Raw genomic sequence first — 14,612 nt, forward strand, 5'->3', positions numbered from 1 at the left:
TCCTAGAACGCGGTCAGGTAGCGGTCGTGCTCCCAGGAGCCGACCGTGCCGTGCCAGTCGAAGAACTCCTCGCGCTTGAGCCCGGCGAAGTACTCGGCCACGCCCGGCACCGCGGCGTCCAGCGCGGCGGTGACCACCTGGTCCGCGCCCAGCGCGTCGACCGCGTGCAGCAGCGTCGGGGGCAGCTCCGGGTGTCCGGCGGTGTCCGGGTCGAGCGCTCGCTCGATGCCGTCCAGGCCAGCCGCCAGCGCCGCGGCCAGGGCGAGGTAGGGGTTGGCCGAGCCGTCGCCGCCACGCAGCTCGACGCGGTTGCCGTCCGGGATGCGCACGTAGTGGGTGCGGTCGTTGCCGCCGTAGGTCGCGCGCCGCGGTGACCAGGTGGCGCCCGAGCGGGTCGAGGTCGCACCGGTGCGCTTGTAGGAGTTGACGGTCGGCGCGAGCACCGCCTGCAGAGCGGGTGCGTGCGCGAGGATTCCGGCCAGGAAGCGGCGGGCCACAGTGGACAGTCCGTGCGCCTGATCCCCGGGGAACAGCGGCGTGCCCTCGCGCCACAGCGACAGGTGCAGGTGCATGCCGGAGCCGGTCTGGTCGGCGAACGGCTTGGGCATGAACGTGGCGGTCATGCCGCGCCGCTCGGCCAGCGTGGAGATCAGGTACCGGGCGGTGATGACGCGGTCGGCGGTGGTGAGCGCGTCGGCGTAGGCGAAGTTCTGCTCGAACTGGCCGTTGGCGTCCTCGTGGTCGTTGGCGTAGTTGCCCCAGCCGAGGGCGTTCATGGCCGAGGAGACGCCGGTGAGGTGGTCGTACATGCGGGTCAGGCCGCGGGCGTCGTAGCAGGGGCGGGCCGCGTTGTCGTGGGCGTCGGCGGGGACGAGCCGGCCGTCGGAGCCGCGGCTGACCAGGAAGTACTCGACCTCCGCGCCGGCGAACAGCTCCAGCTGCCGGTCCGCGGCCCGCCGCAGGAGTTCCTTGAGGATCACGCGCGGCGCGAACGGCCACGGCCGCCCTTCGACGTGCGGGTCGCAGTGCACCAGCGCCAGGCCCTCGCGCACGGCGGGCAGGAGGGTGTAGCTGGCCGGGTCGGGGATCGCGATCAGGTCCGGGTCGGAGGGCTGCTGGCCCATCGCGCCGACCGCGTATCCGGCGAACCCGACGCCCTCGTCCTGCAGCTCGCGCGCGGCCTCGACCGGCACGAGCTTCGCGCAGGGCTTGCCGGTCAGGTCGACGAAGAGGGCCAACAGGAACCGCACACCGTCGGCACGGGCACGCGCGCCGAGGTCGGGCGCGGCCGCCGGCGCGGGTGGCAGGTCGAGCGTCATCTCGGTCTCCCTGTTCTGTGGAGGCTTATCGTTTCACGAAACTGATTGTCGCCACAAGAAAGGTGCCGATGGTTACCGGCGCGTGAACACGCGTTACAGGACGCGCTACTCTGGACGAGACGGTATCGTCTCGACCATTCGAGGAGTGTTCGTGAACCTCTCGACCGAGGACCGGCGCCGTCGCGCGCACGAGGCCGTGGACCGGCTGCAGGAGCGCGTGCTGGCGCACGACATGAACGGTTTCGCCGACGTCTTCGCGCCCGGCGGCGTGATGGAGTTCCCGTTCGCGCCGCCCGGCTGGCCCACGCTGCGGGGCCGGGAAGCGGTGCGCGAGTACGTGCGCGACTACACCGACCACGTCGACATCCGGGCGATTTCCGCGCAGACGCGGCACGAGACCGCCGACCCGGACGTGCTGATCGTGGAGTGGGAGGTCGACGGCACGGCGCTGCGGACGGGGCGGCCGTACCGGATCCGGTACGTCAACGTGGTCCGGGTGGGCGCCGAGGGCATCGAGTCGCTGCGCGACTACTGGAGCCCCCTGGCCGCCGGGCACGCGCTGGGCCGGCTCGACGAGCTGGTCGCGATGCAGGAGGGGGCGCGGTGAAGGTCCTGGTCACGGGCGCGACCGGGAACACCGGCCGTCCCCTCACCCGGCTGCTCGCCGAGGCGGGCGCGACCGTGCGCGCGGCCAGCAGGCGCGCCGGTTTCGACTGGTCGGACCCCGCGACGCACGACGCGGTGCTCGACGGGGTGGAGCGGATGTACCTGGTCGCGCCGGTCGGGGTCGCCGAGCCGGAGCCCGTCGTGCGGCCGTTCCTCGAGCGTGCGCGGGACGCGGGCGTGCGCCGGGTCGTGCTGCTCAGCTCGTCGGCGGTGTCGTCCGGCGATCCGGGGCTGGGGCGGGTGGACCGGGCGGTGCGGGAGATCATGCCGGAGTTCGCCGTGCTGCGGCCGTCGTGGTTCATGCAGAACTTCACCGGTGACCATCCGGTGGCCGACGGCATCCGGACCCGCGGCGAGATCGTGACCGCGACCGGCGAGGGGCGGATCGCGTTCGTCGACGCGGCGGACATCGCGGCTTCGGCCGCGGCGCTGTTGCTGGCGGACGAGTGCGGCGGCGAGGAGCACGTGATCACCGGCCCGGAGGCGATCAGCTACGCCGAAGCGGCCGCGATCTACACCGAGGTCACCGGCGTGCCGGTACGCCACACCAGTGTCAGTGCCGTGGAGCTGGCGGACCGGTTCGTGGCCGCGGGCTATCCGGCGGACTTCGCCGCCGCGCTGGCCGCCCTGGACGACGGCATCCGCCGTGGCAGCGAGGACCGGGTGACCGGCACGGTGCACCGGCTGACCGGCCGCCCGCCGAAGCCGCTGCGTCGCTTCCTGACCGAGCGGCTCAGGCGCTGAGTGCCTCCAACTAGGCTGGTCGCATGGATCCTCGCGCTGCCGGCCTGACCGAACTGAGCCGCGGGCTCGCCGGATACCTGCGGGCGGTGGCCGAGGCCGTCGGGGTGCCGGCGGAGGCGACCTCGTTCGAGATCAGCGACACGGCCACCGCGTACCTGGGCCTGACCCGGCGGTGGCCGACGCGGCCCGGCGAGGACCTGATGCTCGTGTGGAGCGAACGCAACGGCTGGGCGGTCGCGGTGGAGACCGATCCCGGCGAGACGCCGATGGTGCTGGCCTGGTTCGCCGGCGAGGACGTGGTCCCGGAGCCGGCGGAGGTGGCGCGGTTCGTCACCGGTGTCCTCACCGCGGAGCGCTCCACCGAGCCGCGGCCGGTGTTCGCGGTGGACGTCGGCCGCACCGAGCTGGCCGCACGGCTGGCGCGGTACGTGGAGAACTAGACGCGGCCCGGCGGCACCACCACGAGGACGAGGCTGTCACCCGCGGTGGTCGTCACGGACACCGTGTCCGAACCCTGCCTCCGGTACCCCACGACGGGCGCCAGCGACCCGCGCTGGTCGAAGTGGCGCACGGCGGGATCCCAGGCGGTCGTGTGATAGGCGATCCGGTCGATCGGCCCGAGACGGGCTGCCAGCACCGCGCGCAGCGCCGGCAGCTCCGCGGACAGGTCTCGCGACCGGGGCCACCAAGCCCCGTCGACGTACCCCGGGGTGGGCGCCGTCGGGTTCTGACTCGCTCGGAGTTTCAGCCGCGGCGGCCCGGCGGCCATAGCGGCCTTCGGGGTGGTGGTGCGAACGTGCGGGCCCGACGACATGCCGGTGCTCCTGCCCCCGGCCCATCATGAGCCGGCCTCTTCGGCCGGGAAAGGCACCGGCTTGACCACCGGTGCGCGGGATGTTCCCGACACCTCCGACGCTACACCCACCCGGGCCGGATAGCGCCGTCCGCGAGCGAATTTTCCCGCGCCGGCAGCGAAAAAGCGCCGCCGGTTCGCTCGTCAGGCTTCGGCCACCGCGTCCTGCTTGGCCTGGCGGCGCGCCTTGGCCGCGAGCATCGCCGGGCTGATCTTGCCCGTCTCGGCGGGTTTGCGCGGCTCCGGCGCGTCCGGGATCTCGTCCGCGGGCTCCGCCGGCGTCTCGTCCACATCGGACTCGGCGGACTCCGCGGACTCCGCGGACTCAACGGTCTCGTCCGCATCGGACTCCGGCTCCTCGGTGTCCGTTCCGGTGTCCAGCAGGTCCAGCGCCGGCGGCTGAAGGTCCGGGGTGCGCGCGGCCTGCTCGGCCGCGGAGTCGATGATCTCGCCGATCCGCACCAGCTGGGCCAGCAGGGTCTGCCGGGTGGCGCGCAGGCGGTCCACCTCCTCCTCGGCCCGGCGGATCATCTCCTGCGCCTGCTCGTTCGCCTGTTTCGCCAGGTCCTCGCGCTGGCGGCGGGCCTCCTCGGCCTGGTCCTCGTACGCCTTGCGGGTCTCTGCGGCGTCCTGTTCGGCCTGTTCGCGGATCTCGCGCGCCTCCAGCTCGGCCTGGGCGATGATGCGCTCCACCCGGGCGCCGATGTTGCCGGACCCCACGATCTGCAGGGGCACCGACGGATCACCGCCCAGTTCGGACAGCCGCCGCTCCTTCTCCTCCAGCTCGCTCGCCAGGTGCCCGGTCCGCGCGCGCAGCCGGCGGATGTAGGCGTCGACCTCCCGGCGGTCGTAACCACGCAGAGCGGACGAGAACTCGACGTCGCGCTCGGCCAGGATGTCATTGCCACCGCTGTTGACCATGCCCCGAGTCTCGATCGCGCTGCCGGGCCCCGCAAACGGCAACTCCCGTTCGGCTGAAGATCGGGTCCGGCACGGCACCCCCGGCGGGCCACCGCACCGTAGCCGTCCGGCGTCACGCGCACTCCGATCGTGCGATCGGACGCCCGCCACCCCCGGAAGCGACTGCTCGGCGTGAGCAGGAACCGGCGCGGCCCACCGGTACGGGTGATATCACGCCTCCTGGGACACCGCGGCCCGGCGCGGGCCGTCCGGGTGCGGCGTGGCGCGGTAGAGGTGGACCGACACCGCGGCCAGCCAGCCCCAGGCGAGCAGGAGGACCACCCAGAACGCGAGCACCACCGCGGGACTGGACGAGCCGGACGCCAGCCCGCCGAACCCGGCCAGGAACGCGACCCCCACGACCCACGAGCCCCAGGCCCAGCCGGTCCGCCCGGCGCGCCGGAAGTGCGTGCCCAGCACGACCATCGCCAGCACCAGCGACAGGAAGCCGAGCCCCGCGGTGACCAGGTGCAGCAGGCCGTGCACGGTCGCCTCGGCCGGTGGGCCGTCGGGCGTGCCGGCCGGGAAGCCGTGCATCGGGTCGGCGACGAACACCCCCGCGCCGATCAGGCCGAGTCCGTACCCGCCGATGAGCCGTGCGCCCCACCGCCCGGCCGGTCTGCCCCGCAGCGCCCGGCCGACCCCGGTGGCGGCCGCGATGACCATCAGCCCGGTGAGCACCAGGTTCCCGATCTGCACCCACCCCCAGGGCCCGTTGACGAGCAGGCTCAGGTCGTGCCGGGTCAGGTCGAACCCGGGCCGGAGCAGCGCCTGGACCAGGCCGAGGACCACGTAGAACGGGCCGGCCAGGACGCCGTAGCCGAGCAGCGAGCGGGTGATGGCCGCGCCGCGGTCGAAGTCCGGAGAAGTCCCCATGAGTTCTTTCCCTTCACCGTGTAGTACCGCTAGTGCACTGGACGGTACCGCTGCGGTACTGTTGAGGGCAATAGTGAAGGGAGTCCGAAATGACGGAATCCGTCGACGTGCCCGACGACACCCTGCTGGTCCGCGTGTCGGCGCACGGTCCCCGGCGCGTACCGCGGGAGGGCCGGGCGCTGGACCCCCGTTCGGTGCGCACGCGCGCCGCGGTCGTCGAGGCCGCGACCGCGCTCTTCCTGACCCAGGGGTACGTGGGCACGAGCGTCGACGACATCGCCGCGGCCGCGCACGTCTCGAAGCGCACCGTCTACAACAACTTCGGGGACAAGGAGAACCTGTTCACCGAGATCGTGCTGGGCGTGACCGCGACCGCGGAGCAGTTCGCGGACAAGCTGGTGGGCGCGCTGCGGGACACCACCGACGTGGCGGCCGCGCTGCGCACCCTGGCCCGCCAGCACGTCGGCGCGGTGTCGAACCCGCAGATCGTGCGGCTGCGGCGGCTGATCATCGCCGAGGCCGCGCGCTTCCCGGAGCTCGCCCGCGAGTACCACCGGCGCGCGCCGGGCCGGGTGATCACCGCGCTCGCGGAGGCCTTCGCCGCCCTGGGCGAGCGTGGCGCGCTGCGGGTGCCCGACCCGCGGCGGGCGGCGGAGCACTTCTCGTTCCTGGTGCTCGGCGCCGTCCTGGACGAGGCCATGTTCGCGCCGGACGCGCCGCCGCCGTCCGAGGCCGAGCGGGACCGGATCGCCACGGACGCGGTCGAGGTGTTCCTCGCCGCCTACCGATGAGAAAACGCCTCCGGCCCTACCGCCGGGCCGGGGGCCGGAGGACAGTGGTGCCAGGTCTCGTCCCTGCCCGGGCAGCGACGCCGACCAGGTCCCCGGCGGTTCAGACCACGTGCCCCGGGGACCGCCTCTCCACGGCGTCCACCGCGGCGGCGGGCCGCCGCACCAGCGCCACCATCGCGGCGCTGAGCAGGCCCGCCACGGCGAACACCGCGAAGCCCAGCCCGGACAACCGGCTCGCCACGAGGATGCCGCCCAGCCACGGCCCGAACACCGCCCCGAAGCGCCCGATCCCGGACACCCAGCCCAGCGCGGTGGCCCGCACGCCGGCCGGGTAGTACGCGCCGACGCTGGAGTAGATCAGCGTCTGGGCGCTGAACAGCCACCCGCCGGTCAGGAACACCACGACGTAGGTCAGCGGCAGCGGCATCCTGATCGCCAGCAGCCCGACCCCCACCGCGGTGAGCGCGAACCACAGGATCGCCACCGGGCGCGCCCCGAACCGGTCCGCCAGCCGCCCGGCGACGAGCATGCCGGCGATCCCGCCGACGTTGATCACCAGCAGGAAGCTGACCGCCGAGCCGAGGTGGTAGCCGTTGCCGCGCATCATCGTCGGCAGCCAGGTGTTGACGCCGTAGACCAGCAGGAGCCCGCCGAACGAGGCGATCCAGAACAGGATCGTGGTGAGCGCGGCCGACGAGGTGAACAGGGCACGCAGGCTGCCCGGCTTCTGCTCGGTCCGCTCCGGTTCGAACGGCTCGAGCGCGACCCGGTGGCGGCCGGCGATCGCCTGCGCCCGCGCCCGCTTCCCCCGGGCCAGCAGGTAGGTCACCGACTCCGGCAGCATCAGGTAGACCACCGGCAGCACCACGAACACCACGACCGCGCCGAGCCAGTACACCGAGCGCCAGCCCAGCGACTCGACCACCGACATCGCCAGCGCGCCGGCGATCGCGCCGCCGGCCTGGTGCGCGGTCATCACGATGGTCACGCTGAGGTTCTTGCGCCACGGCGGCGCGTACTCCATGACCATCGCGATCGCCGACGGCAGCAGACCGCCGAGGCCGACGCCGGCCACGAACCGGGCGGCCCCGAACACCTCGGCCGACGGCGCCATCGCGCACGCCGCGGAGGCGAGCGAGAAGACGACCACGCCGGTCAGGATGATCTTGCGGCGGCCGATCCGGTCGGTGACGATGCCGGATCCGAGCGCGCCGAGCAGCATGCCGAACGTGGTGAGGCTGCCGATCGTCCCGCCGGTGACGGCGGTCAGGCCGAAACCCTCGTCGGCGAGCACGCCGGGCAGGGTCGCGCCGTAGACGAACAGGTCCAGCCCGTCCAGCAGGACGAGCACCCAGCACAGCGCGATGACCCGGATCGACAGCCTGCCGACCGCCGGATCCCGCTGTTCCCACACGGACATCGGCGTCCCTCTCGTCCTCGGTTCGGGTGAACGAACGACCGCGAAGGTACTGCGCGCCGATCGTGCACACAAGATTGTTGACAATTTTGGCTGCAAATAGGCATCCTGGCTGGAGCACGAGCCGACCCGAGGAGAAGAAACCCATGCCAAACCCGACGACAGGAAGCCTGCTGGTGGTCAGCGCGCACGCGGGCGACTTCGTGTGGCGGGCCGGCGGCGCGAGCTGCCTGGCCGCCGAGCGCGGCGAGCGGGCGACGGTCGTCTGCCTGAGCTTCGGCGAGCGCGGCGAGTCCGCCCGCGCCTGGCGCGAGGGCAAGAACCTGGACGAGATCAAGGCCATTCGCCGCGCCGAGGCCGAGAACGCGGCCGCGGCGCTGGGCGCGGAGGTGCGCTTCTTCGACGCGGGCGACTACCCGTTGCGGGAGTCGCCCGAGCTGGTCGACCGGCTGGTGCACGTCTACCGCGAGCTGGCGCCGACCGTGGTCCTCACGCACACCCTGTCCGACCCGTACAACGGCGACCACCCGGCGGCGGCGCGGATGGCGCTGCAGGCGCGGGTGCTGGCGCAGGCCATCGGCTACGACGCGCCCGGCGATCCGCTCGGCGCTCCCCCGGTGTTCTTCTTCGAGCCGCACCAGCCCGAGCAGTGCGACTTCAAGCCGGACGTCCTGCTCGACATCACCCCGGTGTTCGACCGCAAGCGCAAGGCCATGGAGTGCCTGCCCGCGCAGCAGCACATGTGGGACTACTACACGGATCTCGCCAAGCGCCGGGGCGTGCAGCTCAAGCGCAACGCCGGGCCGAACCTGGGCCTGCCGCACCACACCCTGGGCGAGGCCTACGTCCGGGTGTACCCGCAGGTCACGGGGGCGCTGGCATGACCGGGGTGATCGTCACCGACCCGCCGCGCGCCGACGCCGGGGAGGTCGACGCGCTCGCGGAGTTCGGCGTCGCGACCGTGCACGAGGCGCTGGGCCGCACCGGCCTGCTCGGCCCGGACCTGCGGCCGATCCAGGACGGCGCGCGGATCGGCGGCACCGCCGTGACGGCGTTGTGCTGGCCGGGCGACAACCTGATGATCCACGCCGCCGTCGAGCAGTGCCGCCCCGGCGACGTCCTGGTCGTCACCACCACCTCACCGTCGCGGGACGGCCTGTTCGGCGAGCTGTTCGCCACGGCGCTGCAGCACCGCGGGGTCCGCGGCCTGGTCATCAACACCGGGGTGCGGGACGTGGCGGACCTGCGCGCGATGGGGTTCCCGGTGTGGTCGGCCGCGGTGAGCGCGCAGGGCACCGTCAAGGCGACCGCGGGCTCGGTCAACGTGCCGATCGTGATCGGCGGGCAGGCCATCCGCCCCGGCGACGCGATCCTGGCCGACGACGACGGCGTGCTGTGCGTGCCGCGCGAGCTGGTGGGCGACGGCCTGCGCGCGTCGCGGGCCCGCGCGGACAAGGAAGAGGCCACGCGGCAGGCGTTCCGTCGTGGTGAGCTGGGCCTGGACCGCTACGGGTTGCGGGACAAGCTCGCCGAGCTGGGCGTCCGGTACGTGACGGCGGAGGAGTACGCGAAGCTGGAGCGCGGATGAGCGTGCGCTGCATGCTGATGCGCGGCGGCACGTCGAAGGGCGCCTACTTCCTCGCCTCGGACCTGCCCGCCGATCCCGCCGAGCGCGACGACCTGCTGCTGCGGATCATGGGCACGCCCGACCCGCGGCAGATCGACGGGCTCGGCGGCGCGCAGCCGGTCACCAGCAAGGTCGCGATCGTCTCCCCCGCCGCGGGCGACCGGGACGTCGACTACCTGTTCCTGCAGATCGGGATCGGGGAGGCGACCGTGTCCGGCCGGCAGACGTGCGGCAACCTGCTCGCCGCGGTCGGCCAGTTCGCGGTCGAGCGCGGCCTGGTGCCGGCCGGTGGTGACCGCACCAGCGTGCGCGTGCGGATGACCAACACCGACGCGATCGCGGTGTCCACATTCGACACTCCCGGCGGGACGGTCGACTACCGCGGCACGACGGCGATCTCCGGCGTGCCCGGCACCGCCGCCCCGGTCGAACTGGAGTTCACCGGGACCGAAGGATCGGTGTGCGGCACCCTGCTGCCCACCGGCAACGTCGTCGACCACATCGGCGGCATCCCGGTGACCTGTGTGGACAACGGGATGCCCGTGGTCGTGGCGCGCGCGGCCGACTTCGGCCTCACCGGCTACGAACCGGTGGACGAGCTGACCGGGCTGGCCGGGGAGATCCAGGCGCTGCGCCTGGAGGCCGGGACGCTGATGGGCCTCGGCGACGTCCGCGACGCGTCGGTGCCGAAGACGACGCTGGTCGCCGCACCGCGCGACGGCGGCGCCATCTGCACCCGGACGTTCATCCCGCTGCGCCCGCACCCGTCGATCGGCGTGCTGGGCGCGGTGAGCGTGGTGACCGCGCTGATGCTGGACGGCGCGGCCGGGCACGAACTGTTCGCCGCGCCGCCGCCCGGCTCGCCGGTCGGTGTCGAGCACCCGAGCGGCACGCTGGAGGTCGGCGTCGAACTGGCGCCCGGGCCTCGCGTGCGGCGCTCCACCGTCATCCGCACCGCGCGGAAGTTGTTCGACGGCACCGTTTTTCCCCGTCCCTGAGAAAACCCGGAAGGCACCGATGCCCCACCTCGCACCCTCGCCCCGTCACGAGATCGCTCACCTCGGTCACGTCGAGCTGCTCACGCCGGAACCGGAGAAGAGCCTGGACTTCTTCGTGAACGTGCTGGGCCTGACCGAGAACGGCGCGCAGGGCGACTCGGTCTACCTGCGCACGTGGGACGACTACGAGCACCACAGCGTCAAACTCACCGCCGCCAAGACCTCCGGGGTGGGGCGGACCGCGATGCGCGCCTCCAGCGAGGCGGCCCTGAAGCGGCGGGTCGCCGCGATCGAGGAGCGCGGCCTGGGCATCGGCTGGGTGGACGGTGATCCGGGGATCGGGCCCACGTACGCGTTCCGGGACCCGGACGGGCACGAGATGGAGATCTACTGGGAGACCGAGAAGTACGACCCGCCCGGGCACCTGCGGCCGTCGCTGAAGAACCAGGCGCAGGCGTACCCGGCGCGCGGGGTGTGCGTGCGGCGGCTGGACCACGTCAACTACCTGGCCCAGGACGCCGCGGCGAACGGCGGTTTCGTGTGCGACGCACTGGGCGGGCGGGTGACCGAGCAGATCCGGCTCGACAGCGGGGTGATTTCCGGGCAGTGGACGCACTTCGCGCAGAAGTCCTACGATCTGGTCTACACCAATGACTGGACCCGCTCGTCGGGGCGGCTGCACCACATCGCCTTCGCGACGGACACGCGGGAGGACATCCTGCGGGCGGCGGACATCGCGCTGGACAAGGGCGTGTTCATCGAGACGGGGCCGCACAAGCACGCGATCCAGCAGACGTTCTTCCTGTACGTCTACGAGCCCGGCGGCAACCGGATCGAGCTGTGCAACCCGGCCGCGCGGCTGATCTTCGCGCCCGACTGGGAACCGATCACCTGGACCGAGGCCGAGCGGGCGAAGGGCCAGGCGTGGGGCCTGAAGACGATCGAGTCGTTCCACACGCACGGCACGCCGCCCGTGTAGGCCCGGTCGGACAGCCGCCCAGGGAGGCCACGCCCACGGCGCCCCCGCGGCCGCGGCTGCCGATCCCGCCGTGCAGCGCGTGGCCGGCCGCGCGGCGGGTCGGGGCGGGGCGGGGCACCTGACGGTCAGCGCGCCGTCGTCACCGGGGCCATCCACAGCCCCAGCACGGCGTCGATCAGGCCGGTCGCCGCGTCGTGCCAGTTCTTTCGTGGTGTCGGGGTGCCGTCGGCCAGGGCGCGTTCCCGCTCGGCGTTCATGTGCACCATCAGCTGCCGCATCATGGCGCTCCGCTCGGCGCGCACCTCGGCCGGCAGCTTCGGCAGGCAGCGCTTCAGCCCGTCGAGCGTCCGCACCATCGACGGCGACGACAACGCGTCGTCGGCGATGATGTCCCGTAGCGCCGGGTCCGTGGTGACCTGCGCGCTGAACCGCGCGAACCACGTCGGGTTCCCCAGCGCCGCCAGGTGTTCCGTGGCCGGCCGCACGATGCACGCGATCCAGTCGCGCGGGTCGTCCGAATCGCCGGTCTCGGCCACCATCCGGTCGCGGATCCGCTCCATCTCGGCCGTGTGCTTGCGCACGATCGCCCGCACCAGATCGGCCTTCGTGCCGAAGTGGTAGCCCACGGCGGCCGTGTTGCCCTGCCCCGCCGCCTCGCTGATCTGCCGGTTGGACACCGCGTACACGCCGTGCTCGGCGAAGAGCCGTTCGGCCGTCGTGAGGATCGCCTCGCGCGTGGCGGTGACGCGATCGGCTCGTGCCGTCTTCGTCGCCATCGTCACCACCGCGGGAATCAGGGCAGGCCACGCGGCCCGCACCGGGGCATTTTACCGATCACCCGGACATACCCTAACCCGGTCTGCTACGGTAAGTCAATCGATTGATTTAAACTCTCCGGAGGCTTCCGCAATGTCCTCTGCCCGCGCCGGCCGCGTGGTGCCGGTCCTGGCGTTCACCGGCATCGTGGTCTCGCTGATGCAGACCCTGATCATCCCGCTGGTCCCCGAACTGCCCGGCCTGCTCGGCGCCTCCTCGGCGGACACCGCGTGGGCCATCACCGCCACGCTGCTGGCCGCCGCGGTCGCGACGCCGACCGTCGGCCGCCTCGGCGACATGTACGGCAAGCGGCGGATGCTGCTGGTCAGCGTCGTCCTGCTGGTGGCGGGGTCGGTGACCTGCGGCCTGTCCAGCAGCCTGGTGCCGATGATCGCCGGCCGCGCGCTGCAGGGCCTGGCCTCGGGCGTGATCCCGCTGGGCATCAGCATCATGCGCGACGAGCTGCCGGCCGAACGGCTCGGCTCGGCGACCGCGATGATGAGCGCCTCCCTCGGCGTCGGCGGCGCGCTTGGCCTGCCCGCCGCGGCGCTGATCGCCGAGAACGCCGACTGGCACGTCCTGTTCTGGACGGCCGCCGGCCTTGGCGTGGTCGCGTTCCTGCTGGTCGTGTCGTTCGTGCCGGAGTCCGCGGTGCGCACCGGCGGGCGGTTCGACCTGCCCGGCGCGCTCGGCCTGTCGGTCGCGCTGCTGTGCCTGCTGCTGGCGATCTCCAAGGGCGCCGACTGGGGCTGGGGCGACGGGCTGACCATCGGGCTGTTCGTCGCCGCCGTCGTGGTGCTGCTGGTGTGGGGCTGGTGGGAGCTGCGTGCGAAGGAACCGCTGGTGGACCTGCGCACCACCGCGCGGCGGCAGGTGCTGCTGACCAACATGGCGTCCGTCGTGTTCGGATTCGCGATGTTCGCGATGTCGCTGGTGCTGCCGCAGCTGCTGCAGCTGCCCACCGCGACCGGGTTCGGGCTGGGCCAGACGATGCTGGTGGCCGGCCTGGTGATGGCGCCGTCCGGCCTGGTCATGATGGCCACCGCCCCGGTGTCGGCGAAGATCTCCCGCACCAGCGGCCCGAAGGTGACGCTGATGCTCGGCGCGCTCGTGGTCGCCGCCGGGTACGGGCTCAACATCGTGCTGATGGGCGAGGTGTGGCAGCTGCTGGTCGCCTCGTGCGTCATCGGCGCCGGGATCGGCCTGTCCTACGGCGCGATGCCCGCGCTGATCATGTCCGCGGTGCCGGTGTCGGAGACCGCGTCCGCCAACAGCCTGAACACGTTGATGCGCTCGATCGGCACCTCGACCTCCAGCGCGGTCGCGGGCGTGGTGCTGGCGCAGATGACCGTCTCGTTCGGACCGGTGACCGTGCCGTCGCAGAACGGGTTCCGGGTGGTGCTGGCGATCGGCGCGGGCGCGGCGCTGGTGGCGCTGTTCGTCGCGGCCTTCCTGCCCGCGCGGCAGCAGGCGCGTGCGGCCGGGCGCTGGGTGTCGGGCACGGTCCGCGGCACGAGCGGCGCGGGCCTGGTCACGGTCACCGCCCACCGGGCCGACGGGAGCGTCGCGGCGAGCACGGCGGCCGGCCCGGACGGCGGCTACGCGCTGGCGGCGCTGCCCGAGGAGCCGCTGACCCTGGTGGCGGTCGAGCACCCGGCGGTGCACGAGACGGTTTCGGTCGGCGCCGGGCTCACCTGGCGGCACGACATCGACCTGGTTCGGAAGGAGCGGTCATGACCACGACGGCCGAGGTGACGCTCACCGGCCGGGTGAGCAGCGGGCGGCGACCGCTGCCGGAGGTGACGCTGACGCTGACCGACCGGGTCGGCGCGCAGGTGTCGCGGGCCCGCACCGGCGCGGACGGCTCGTTCCGCCTCGGCGGGCTGGCGCCGGGCACCTACGTGCTGATCGTCTCGCGCGCCGGGTTCCAGCCGCACGCGACGGTCGTCACGCTCGAAGCCGGGCCCGCGGCGCCGCTGGACGTCACGCTCGAACCAGCGACCAGCGTGCGGGGCGTGGTGCGGGACCGGCACAGCGGGCAGCCGGTCGCGACGGCGGCGGTGACCGCGGTCGGGCCGGGCGGGGACGTCATCGCCAGCACGGTGTCCGATCCGGACGGTGGTTACCGGCTCACCGGCCTCGACGCCGGGGAGATCACGCTGGTGGCGGCCGCGCCGGGTGCCGATCCCGCGGCGACGGTGGTGCCGCTGGGCGGCGGGCGGGAGCACGTGGCCGACCTGGTGCTGGACACGCACAGCACCCTGACGGGAACGGTGACCGCGGACGGCCGCCCGGTGGCGGGTCTGGCGCTGGAGCTGCGGGATGCGTCGGGCCGCCGGGTGGCCGGGACGGTCACCGGGGCGGACGGCACGTACCGCTTCGAGCGGGTGACCGGGGGCCAGTACACGCTGACGAGCACCACCGGCCGCCCGGCGGTGACCACGATCGCGGCAGGGGCGGACAGCGCGGACCTGGTGCTGGAACGTCCTTAGTGAAGGCTCGCCGAGCGGCGCGCCCGGTGGGCGGACCGGCCACCACCCGGTGGCCGGACGCGGGAAGCCCGGCC

The 14,612-nt window shown here is 73.2% G+C and carries 16 protein-coding genes; 10 read left to right on the forward strand and 6 right to left on the reverse strand.

The window, feature by feature from the left end:
* Window positions 1-2: 2 nt before the first annotated feature.
* Window positions 3-1,319, reverse strand: a complete 1,317-nt coding sequence (glnT, locus tag D0D28_RS02815) for a type III glutamate--ammonia ligase (protein WP_116109599.1) — start codon at window positions 1,317-1,319, stop codon at window positions 3-5.
* Between the two features lie 151 nt (window positions 1,320-1,470).
* Here glnT and D0D28_RS02820 point away from each other — a divergent pair, with 151 nt between their 5' ends.
* Genes D0D28_RS02820 through D0D28_RS02830 form a run of 3 tightly spaced genes read left to right on the forward strand, consistent with a single transcriptional unit; the run spans window position 1,471 to window position 3,169 of the window.
* Window positions 1,471-1,926, forward strand: a complete 456-nt coding sequence (locus tag D0D28_RS02820) for a nuclear transport factor 2 family protein (RefSeq protein WP_094005281.1) — start codon at window positions 1,471-1,473, stop codon at window positions 1,924-1,926.
* Window positions 1,923-2,729, forward strand: coding sequence for an ergot alkaloid biosynthesis protein (locus tag D0D28_RS02825; RefSeq protein ID WP_116109600.1), 807 nt, complete (start codon window positions 1,923-1,925; stop codon window positions 2,727-2,729). The genes D0D28_RS02820 and D0D28_RS02825 overlap by 4 nt, the downstream gene beginning before the upstream one ends.
* Before the next feature lie 23 nt (window positions 2,730-2,752).
* The gene (locus tag D0D28_RS02830) at window positions 2,753-3,169 is read left to right on the forward strand and encodes a DUF6292 family protein (protein WP_116109601.1); all 417 of its coding nucleotides are present in this window, start codon (window positions 2,753-2,755) and stop codon (window positions 3,167-3,169) included.
* Here the strand turns inward: D0D28_RS02830 and D0D28_RS02835 are convergent.
* From D0D28_RS02835 to D0D28_RS02845, 3 genes are all read right to left on the reverse strand, one after another.
* On the reverse strand, window positions 3,166-3,543 hold the full coding sequence (locus tag D0D28_RS02835) for a DUF5994 family protein (protein ID WP_116109602.1): 378 nt from the start codon (window positions 3,541-3,543) through the stop codon (window positions 3,166-3,168). The two genes, D0D28_RS02830 and D0D28_RS02835, sit on opposite strands and share 4 nt — an antisense overlap.
* Window positions 3,544-3,726: 183 nt before the next feature.
* Window positions 3,727-4,503 (reverse strand): DivIVA domain-containing protein, encoded by a 777-nt coding sequence (locus D0D28_RS02840; protein WP_116109603.1) that lies wholly within the window; start codon window positions 4,501-4,503, stop codon window positions 3,727-3,729.
* Between the two features lie 210 nt (window positions 4,504-4,713).
* The gene (locus tag D0D28_RS02845) at window positions 4,714-5,418 is read right to left on the reverse strand and encodes a DUF998 domain-containing protein (protein ID WP_116109604.1); all 705 of its coding nucleotides are present in this window, start codon (window positions 5,416-5,418) and stop codon (window positions 4,714-4,716) included.
* 89 nt (window positions 5,419-5,507) lie between these two features.
* Between D0D28_RS02845 and D0D28_RS02850 the strand changes: the two genes are divergently transcribed.
* Window positions 5,508-6,209: a TetR/AcrR family transcriptional regulator gene (locus D0D28_RS02850; RefSeq protein ID WP_116109605.1), complete on the forward strand. Its 702-nt coding sequence runs from the start codon at window positions 5,508-5,510 to the stop codon at window positions 6,207-6,209.
* Window positions 6,210-6,309: 100 nt separating this feature from the next.
* On the opposite strand, the gene D0D28_RS02855 is transcribed toward D0D28_RS02850, so the two are convergent.
* A complete protein-coding gene (locus tag D0D28_RS02855; protein ID WP_116109606.1) occupies window positions 6,310-7,629 on the reverse strand; it encodes an MFS transporter in 1,320 nt (439 codons plus the stop codon).
* Between the two features lie 143 nt (window positions 7,630-7,772).
* On the opposite strand from D0D28_RS02855, the gene D0D28_RS02860 reads away from it, so the two are divergent.
* The 4 genes from D0D28_RS02860 to D0D28_RS02875 are packed head-to-tail and all read left to right on the forward strand — an operon-like array spanning window position 7,773 to window position 11,230.
* Window positions 7,773-8,510 (forward strand): PIG-L deacetylase family protein, encoded by a 738-nt coding sequence (locus tag D0D28_RS02860; protein ID WP_116109607.1) that lies wholly within the window; start codon window positions 7,773-7,775, stop codon window positions 8,508-8,510.
* Window positions 8,507-9,214 (forward strand): 4-carboxy-4-hydroxy-2-oxoadipate aldolase/oxaloacetate decarboxylase, encoded by a 708-nt coding sequence (locus D0D28_RS02865; protein WP_094005218.1) that lies wholly within the window; start codon window positions 8,507-8,509, stop codon window positions 9,212-9,214. The genes D0D28_RS02860 and D0D28_RS02865 overlap by 4 nt, the downstream gene beginning before the upstream one ends.
* Window positions 9,211-10,251: a 4-oxalomesaconate tautomerase gene (locus tag D0D28_RS02870; RefSeq protein ID WP_094005219.1), complete on the forward strand. Its 1,041-nt coding sequence runs from the start codon at window positions 9,211-9,213 to the stop codon at window positions 10,249-10,251. The genes D0D28_RS02865 and D0D28_RS02870 overlap by 4 nt, the downstream gene beginning before the upstream one ends.
* Before the next feature lie 19 nt (window positions 10,252-10,270).
* Window positions 10,271-11,230 (forward strand): catechol 2,3-dioxygenase, encoded by a 960-nt coding sequence (locus D0D28_RS02875; RefSeq protein ID WP_116109608.1) that lies wholly within the window; start codon window positions 10,271-10,273, stop codon window positions 11,228-11,230.
* Window positions 11,231-11,355: 125 nt separating this feature from the next.
* On the opposite strand, the gene D0D28_RS02880 is transcribed toward D0D28_RS02875, so the two are convergent.
* Window positions 11,356-12,006: a TetR/AcrR family transcriptional regulator gene (locus D0D28_RS02880; protein ID WP_094005282.1), complete on the reverse strand. Its 651-nt coding sequence runs from the start codon at window positions 12,004-12,006 to the stop codon at window positions 11,356-11,358.
* A gap of 133 nt (window positions 12,007-12,139) precedes the next feature.
* On the opposite strand from D0D28_RS02880, the gene D0D28_RS02885 reads away from it, so the two are divergent.
* The gene (locus D0D28_RS02885) at window positions 12,140-13,783 is read left to right on the forward strand and encodes an MFS transporter (RefSeq protein ID WP_116109609.1); all 1,644 of its coding nucleotides are present in this window, start codon (window positions 12,140-12,142) and stop codon (window positions 13,781-13,783) included.
* On the forward strand, window positions 13,780-14,538 hold the full coding sequence (locus tag D0D28_RS02890) for an MSCRAMM family protein (protein ID WP_116109610.1): 759 nt from the start codon (window positions 13,780-13,782) through the stop codon (window positions 14,536-14,538). Before D0D28_RS02885 ends, D0D28_RS02890 begins: the two co-directional genes overlap by 4 nt.
* Window positions 14,539-14,612: the final 74 nt, after the last annotated feature.

The organism is Amycolatopsis ruanii, assembly GCF_003385175.1.
Classification (GTDB): domain Bacteria; phylum Actinomycetota; class Actinomycetes; order Mycobacteriales; family Pseudonocardiaceae; genus Amycolatopsis_E; species Amycolatopsis_E thermalba.

Excerpts from the sequence above, each read along its gene's own strand:
- glnT (WP_116109599.1), bottom strand. The coding sequence starts at position 1,319 with ATGACGCTCGACCTGCCACCCGCGCCGGCGGCCGCGCCCGACCTCGGC.
- D0D28_RS02830 (WP_116109601.1), top strand. The coding sequence starts at position 2,753 with ATGGATCCTCGCGCTGCCGGCCTGACCGAACTGAGCCGCGGGCTCGCC.
- D0D28_RS02835 (WP_116109602.1), bottom strand. The coding sequence starts at position 3,543 with ATGTCGTCGGGCCCGCACGTTCGCACCACCACCCCGAAGGCCGCTATG.
- D0D28_RS02840 (WP_116109603.1), bottom strand. The coding sequence starts at position 4,503 with ATGGTCAACAGCGGTGGCAATGACATCCTGGCCGAGCGCGACGTCGAG.
- D0D28_RS02845 (WP_116109604.1), bottom strand. The coding sequence starts at position 5,418 with ATGGGGACTTCTCCGGACTTCGACCGCGGCGCGGCCATCACCCGCTCG.
- D0D28_RS02850 (WP_116109605.1), top strand. The coding sequence starts at position 5,508 with ATGACGGAATCCGTCGACGTGCCCGACGACACCCTGCTGGTCCGCGTG.
- D0D28_RS02855 (WP_116109606.1), bottom strand. The coding sequence starts at position 7,629 with ATGTCCGTGTGGGAACAGCGGGATCCGGCGGTCGGCAGGCTGTCGATC.
- D0D28_RS02860 (WP_116109607.1), top strand. The coding sequence starts at position 7,773 with ATGCCAAACCCGACGACAGGAAGCCTGCTGGTGGTCAGCGCGCACGCG.
- D0D28_RS02865 (WP_094005218.1), top strand. The coding sequence starts at position 8,507 with ATGACCGGGGTGATCGTCACCGACCCGCCGCGCGCCGACGCCGGGGAG.
- D0D28_RS02870 (WP_094005219.1), top strand. The coding sequence starts at position 9,211 with ATGAGCGTGCGCTGCATGCTGATGCGCGGCGGCACGTCGAAGGGCGCC.
- D0D28_RS02875 (WP_116109608.1), top strand. The coding sequence starts at position 10,271 with ATGCCCCACCTCGCACCCTCGCCCCGTCACGAGATCGCTCACCTCGGT.
- D0D28_RS02880 (WP_094005282.1), bottom strand. The coding sequence starts at position 12,006 with ATGGCGACGAAGACGGCACGAGCCGATCGCGTCACCGCCACGCGCGAG.
- D0D28_RS02885 (WP_116109609.1), top strand. The coding sequence starts at position 12,140 with ATGTCCTCTGCCCGCGCCGGCCGCGTGGTGCCGGTCCTGGCGTTCACC.
- D0D28_RS02890 (WP_116109610.1), top strand. The coding sequence starts at position 13,780 with ATGACCACGACGGCCGAGGTGACGCTCACCGGCCGGGTGAGCAGCGGG.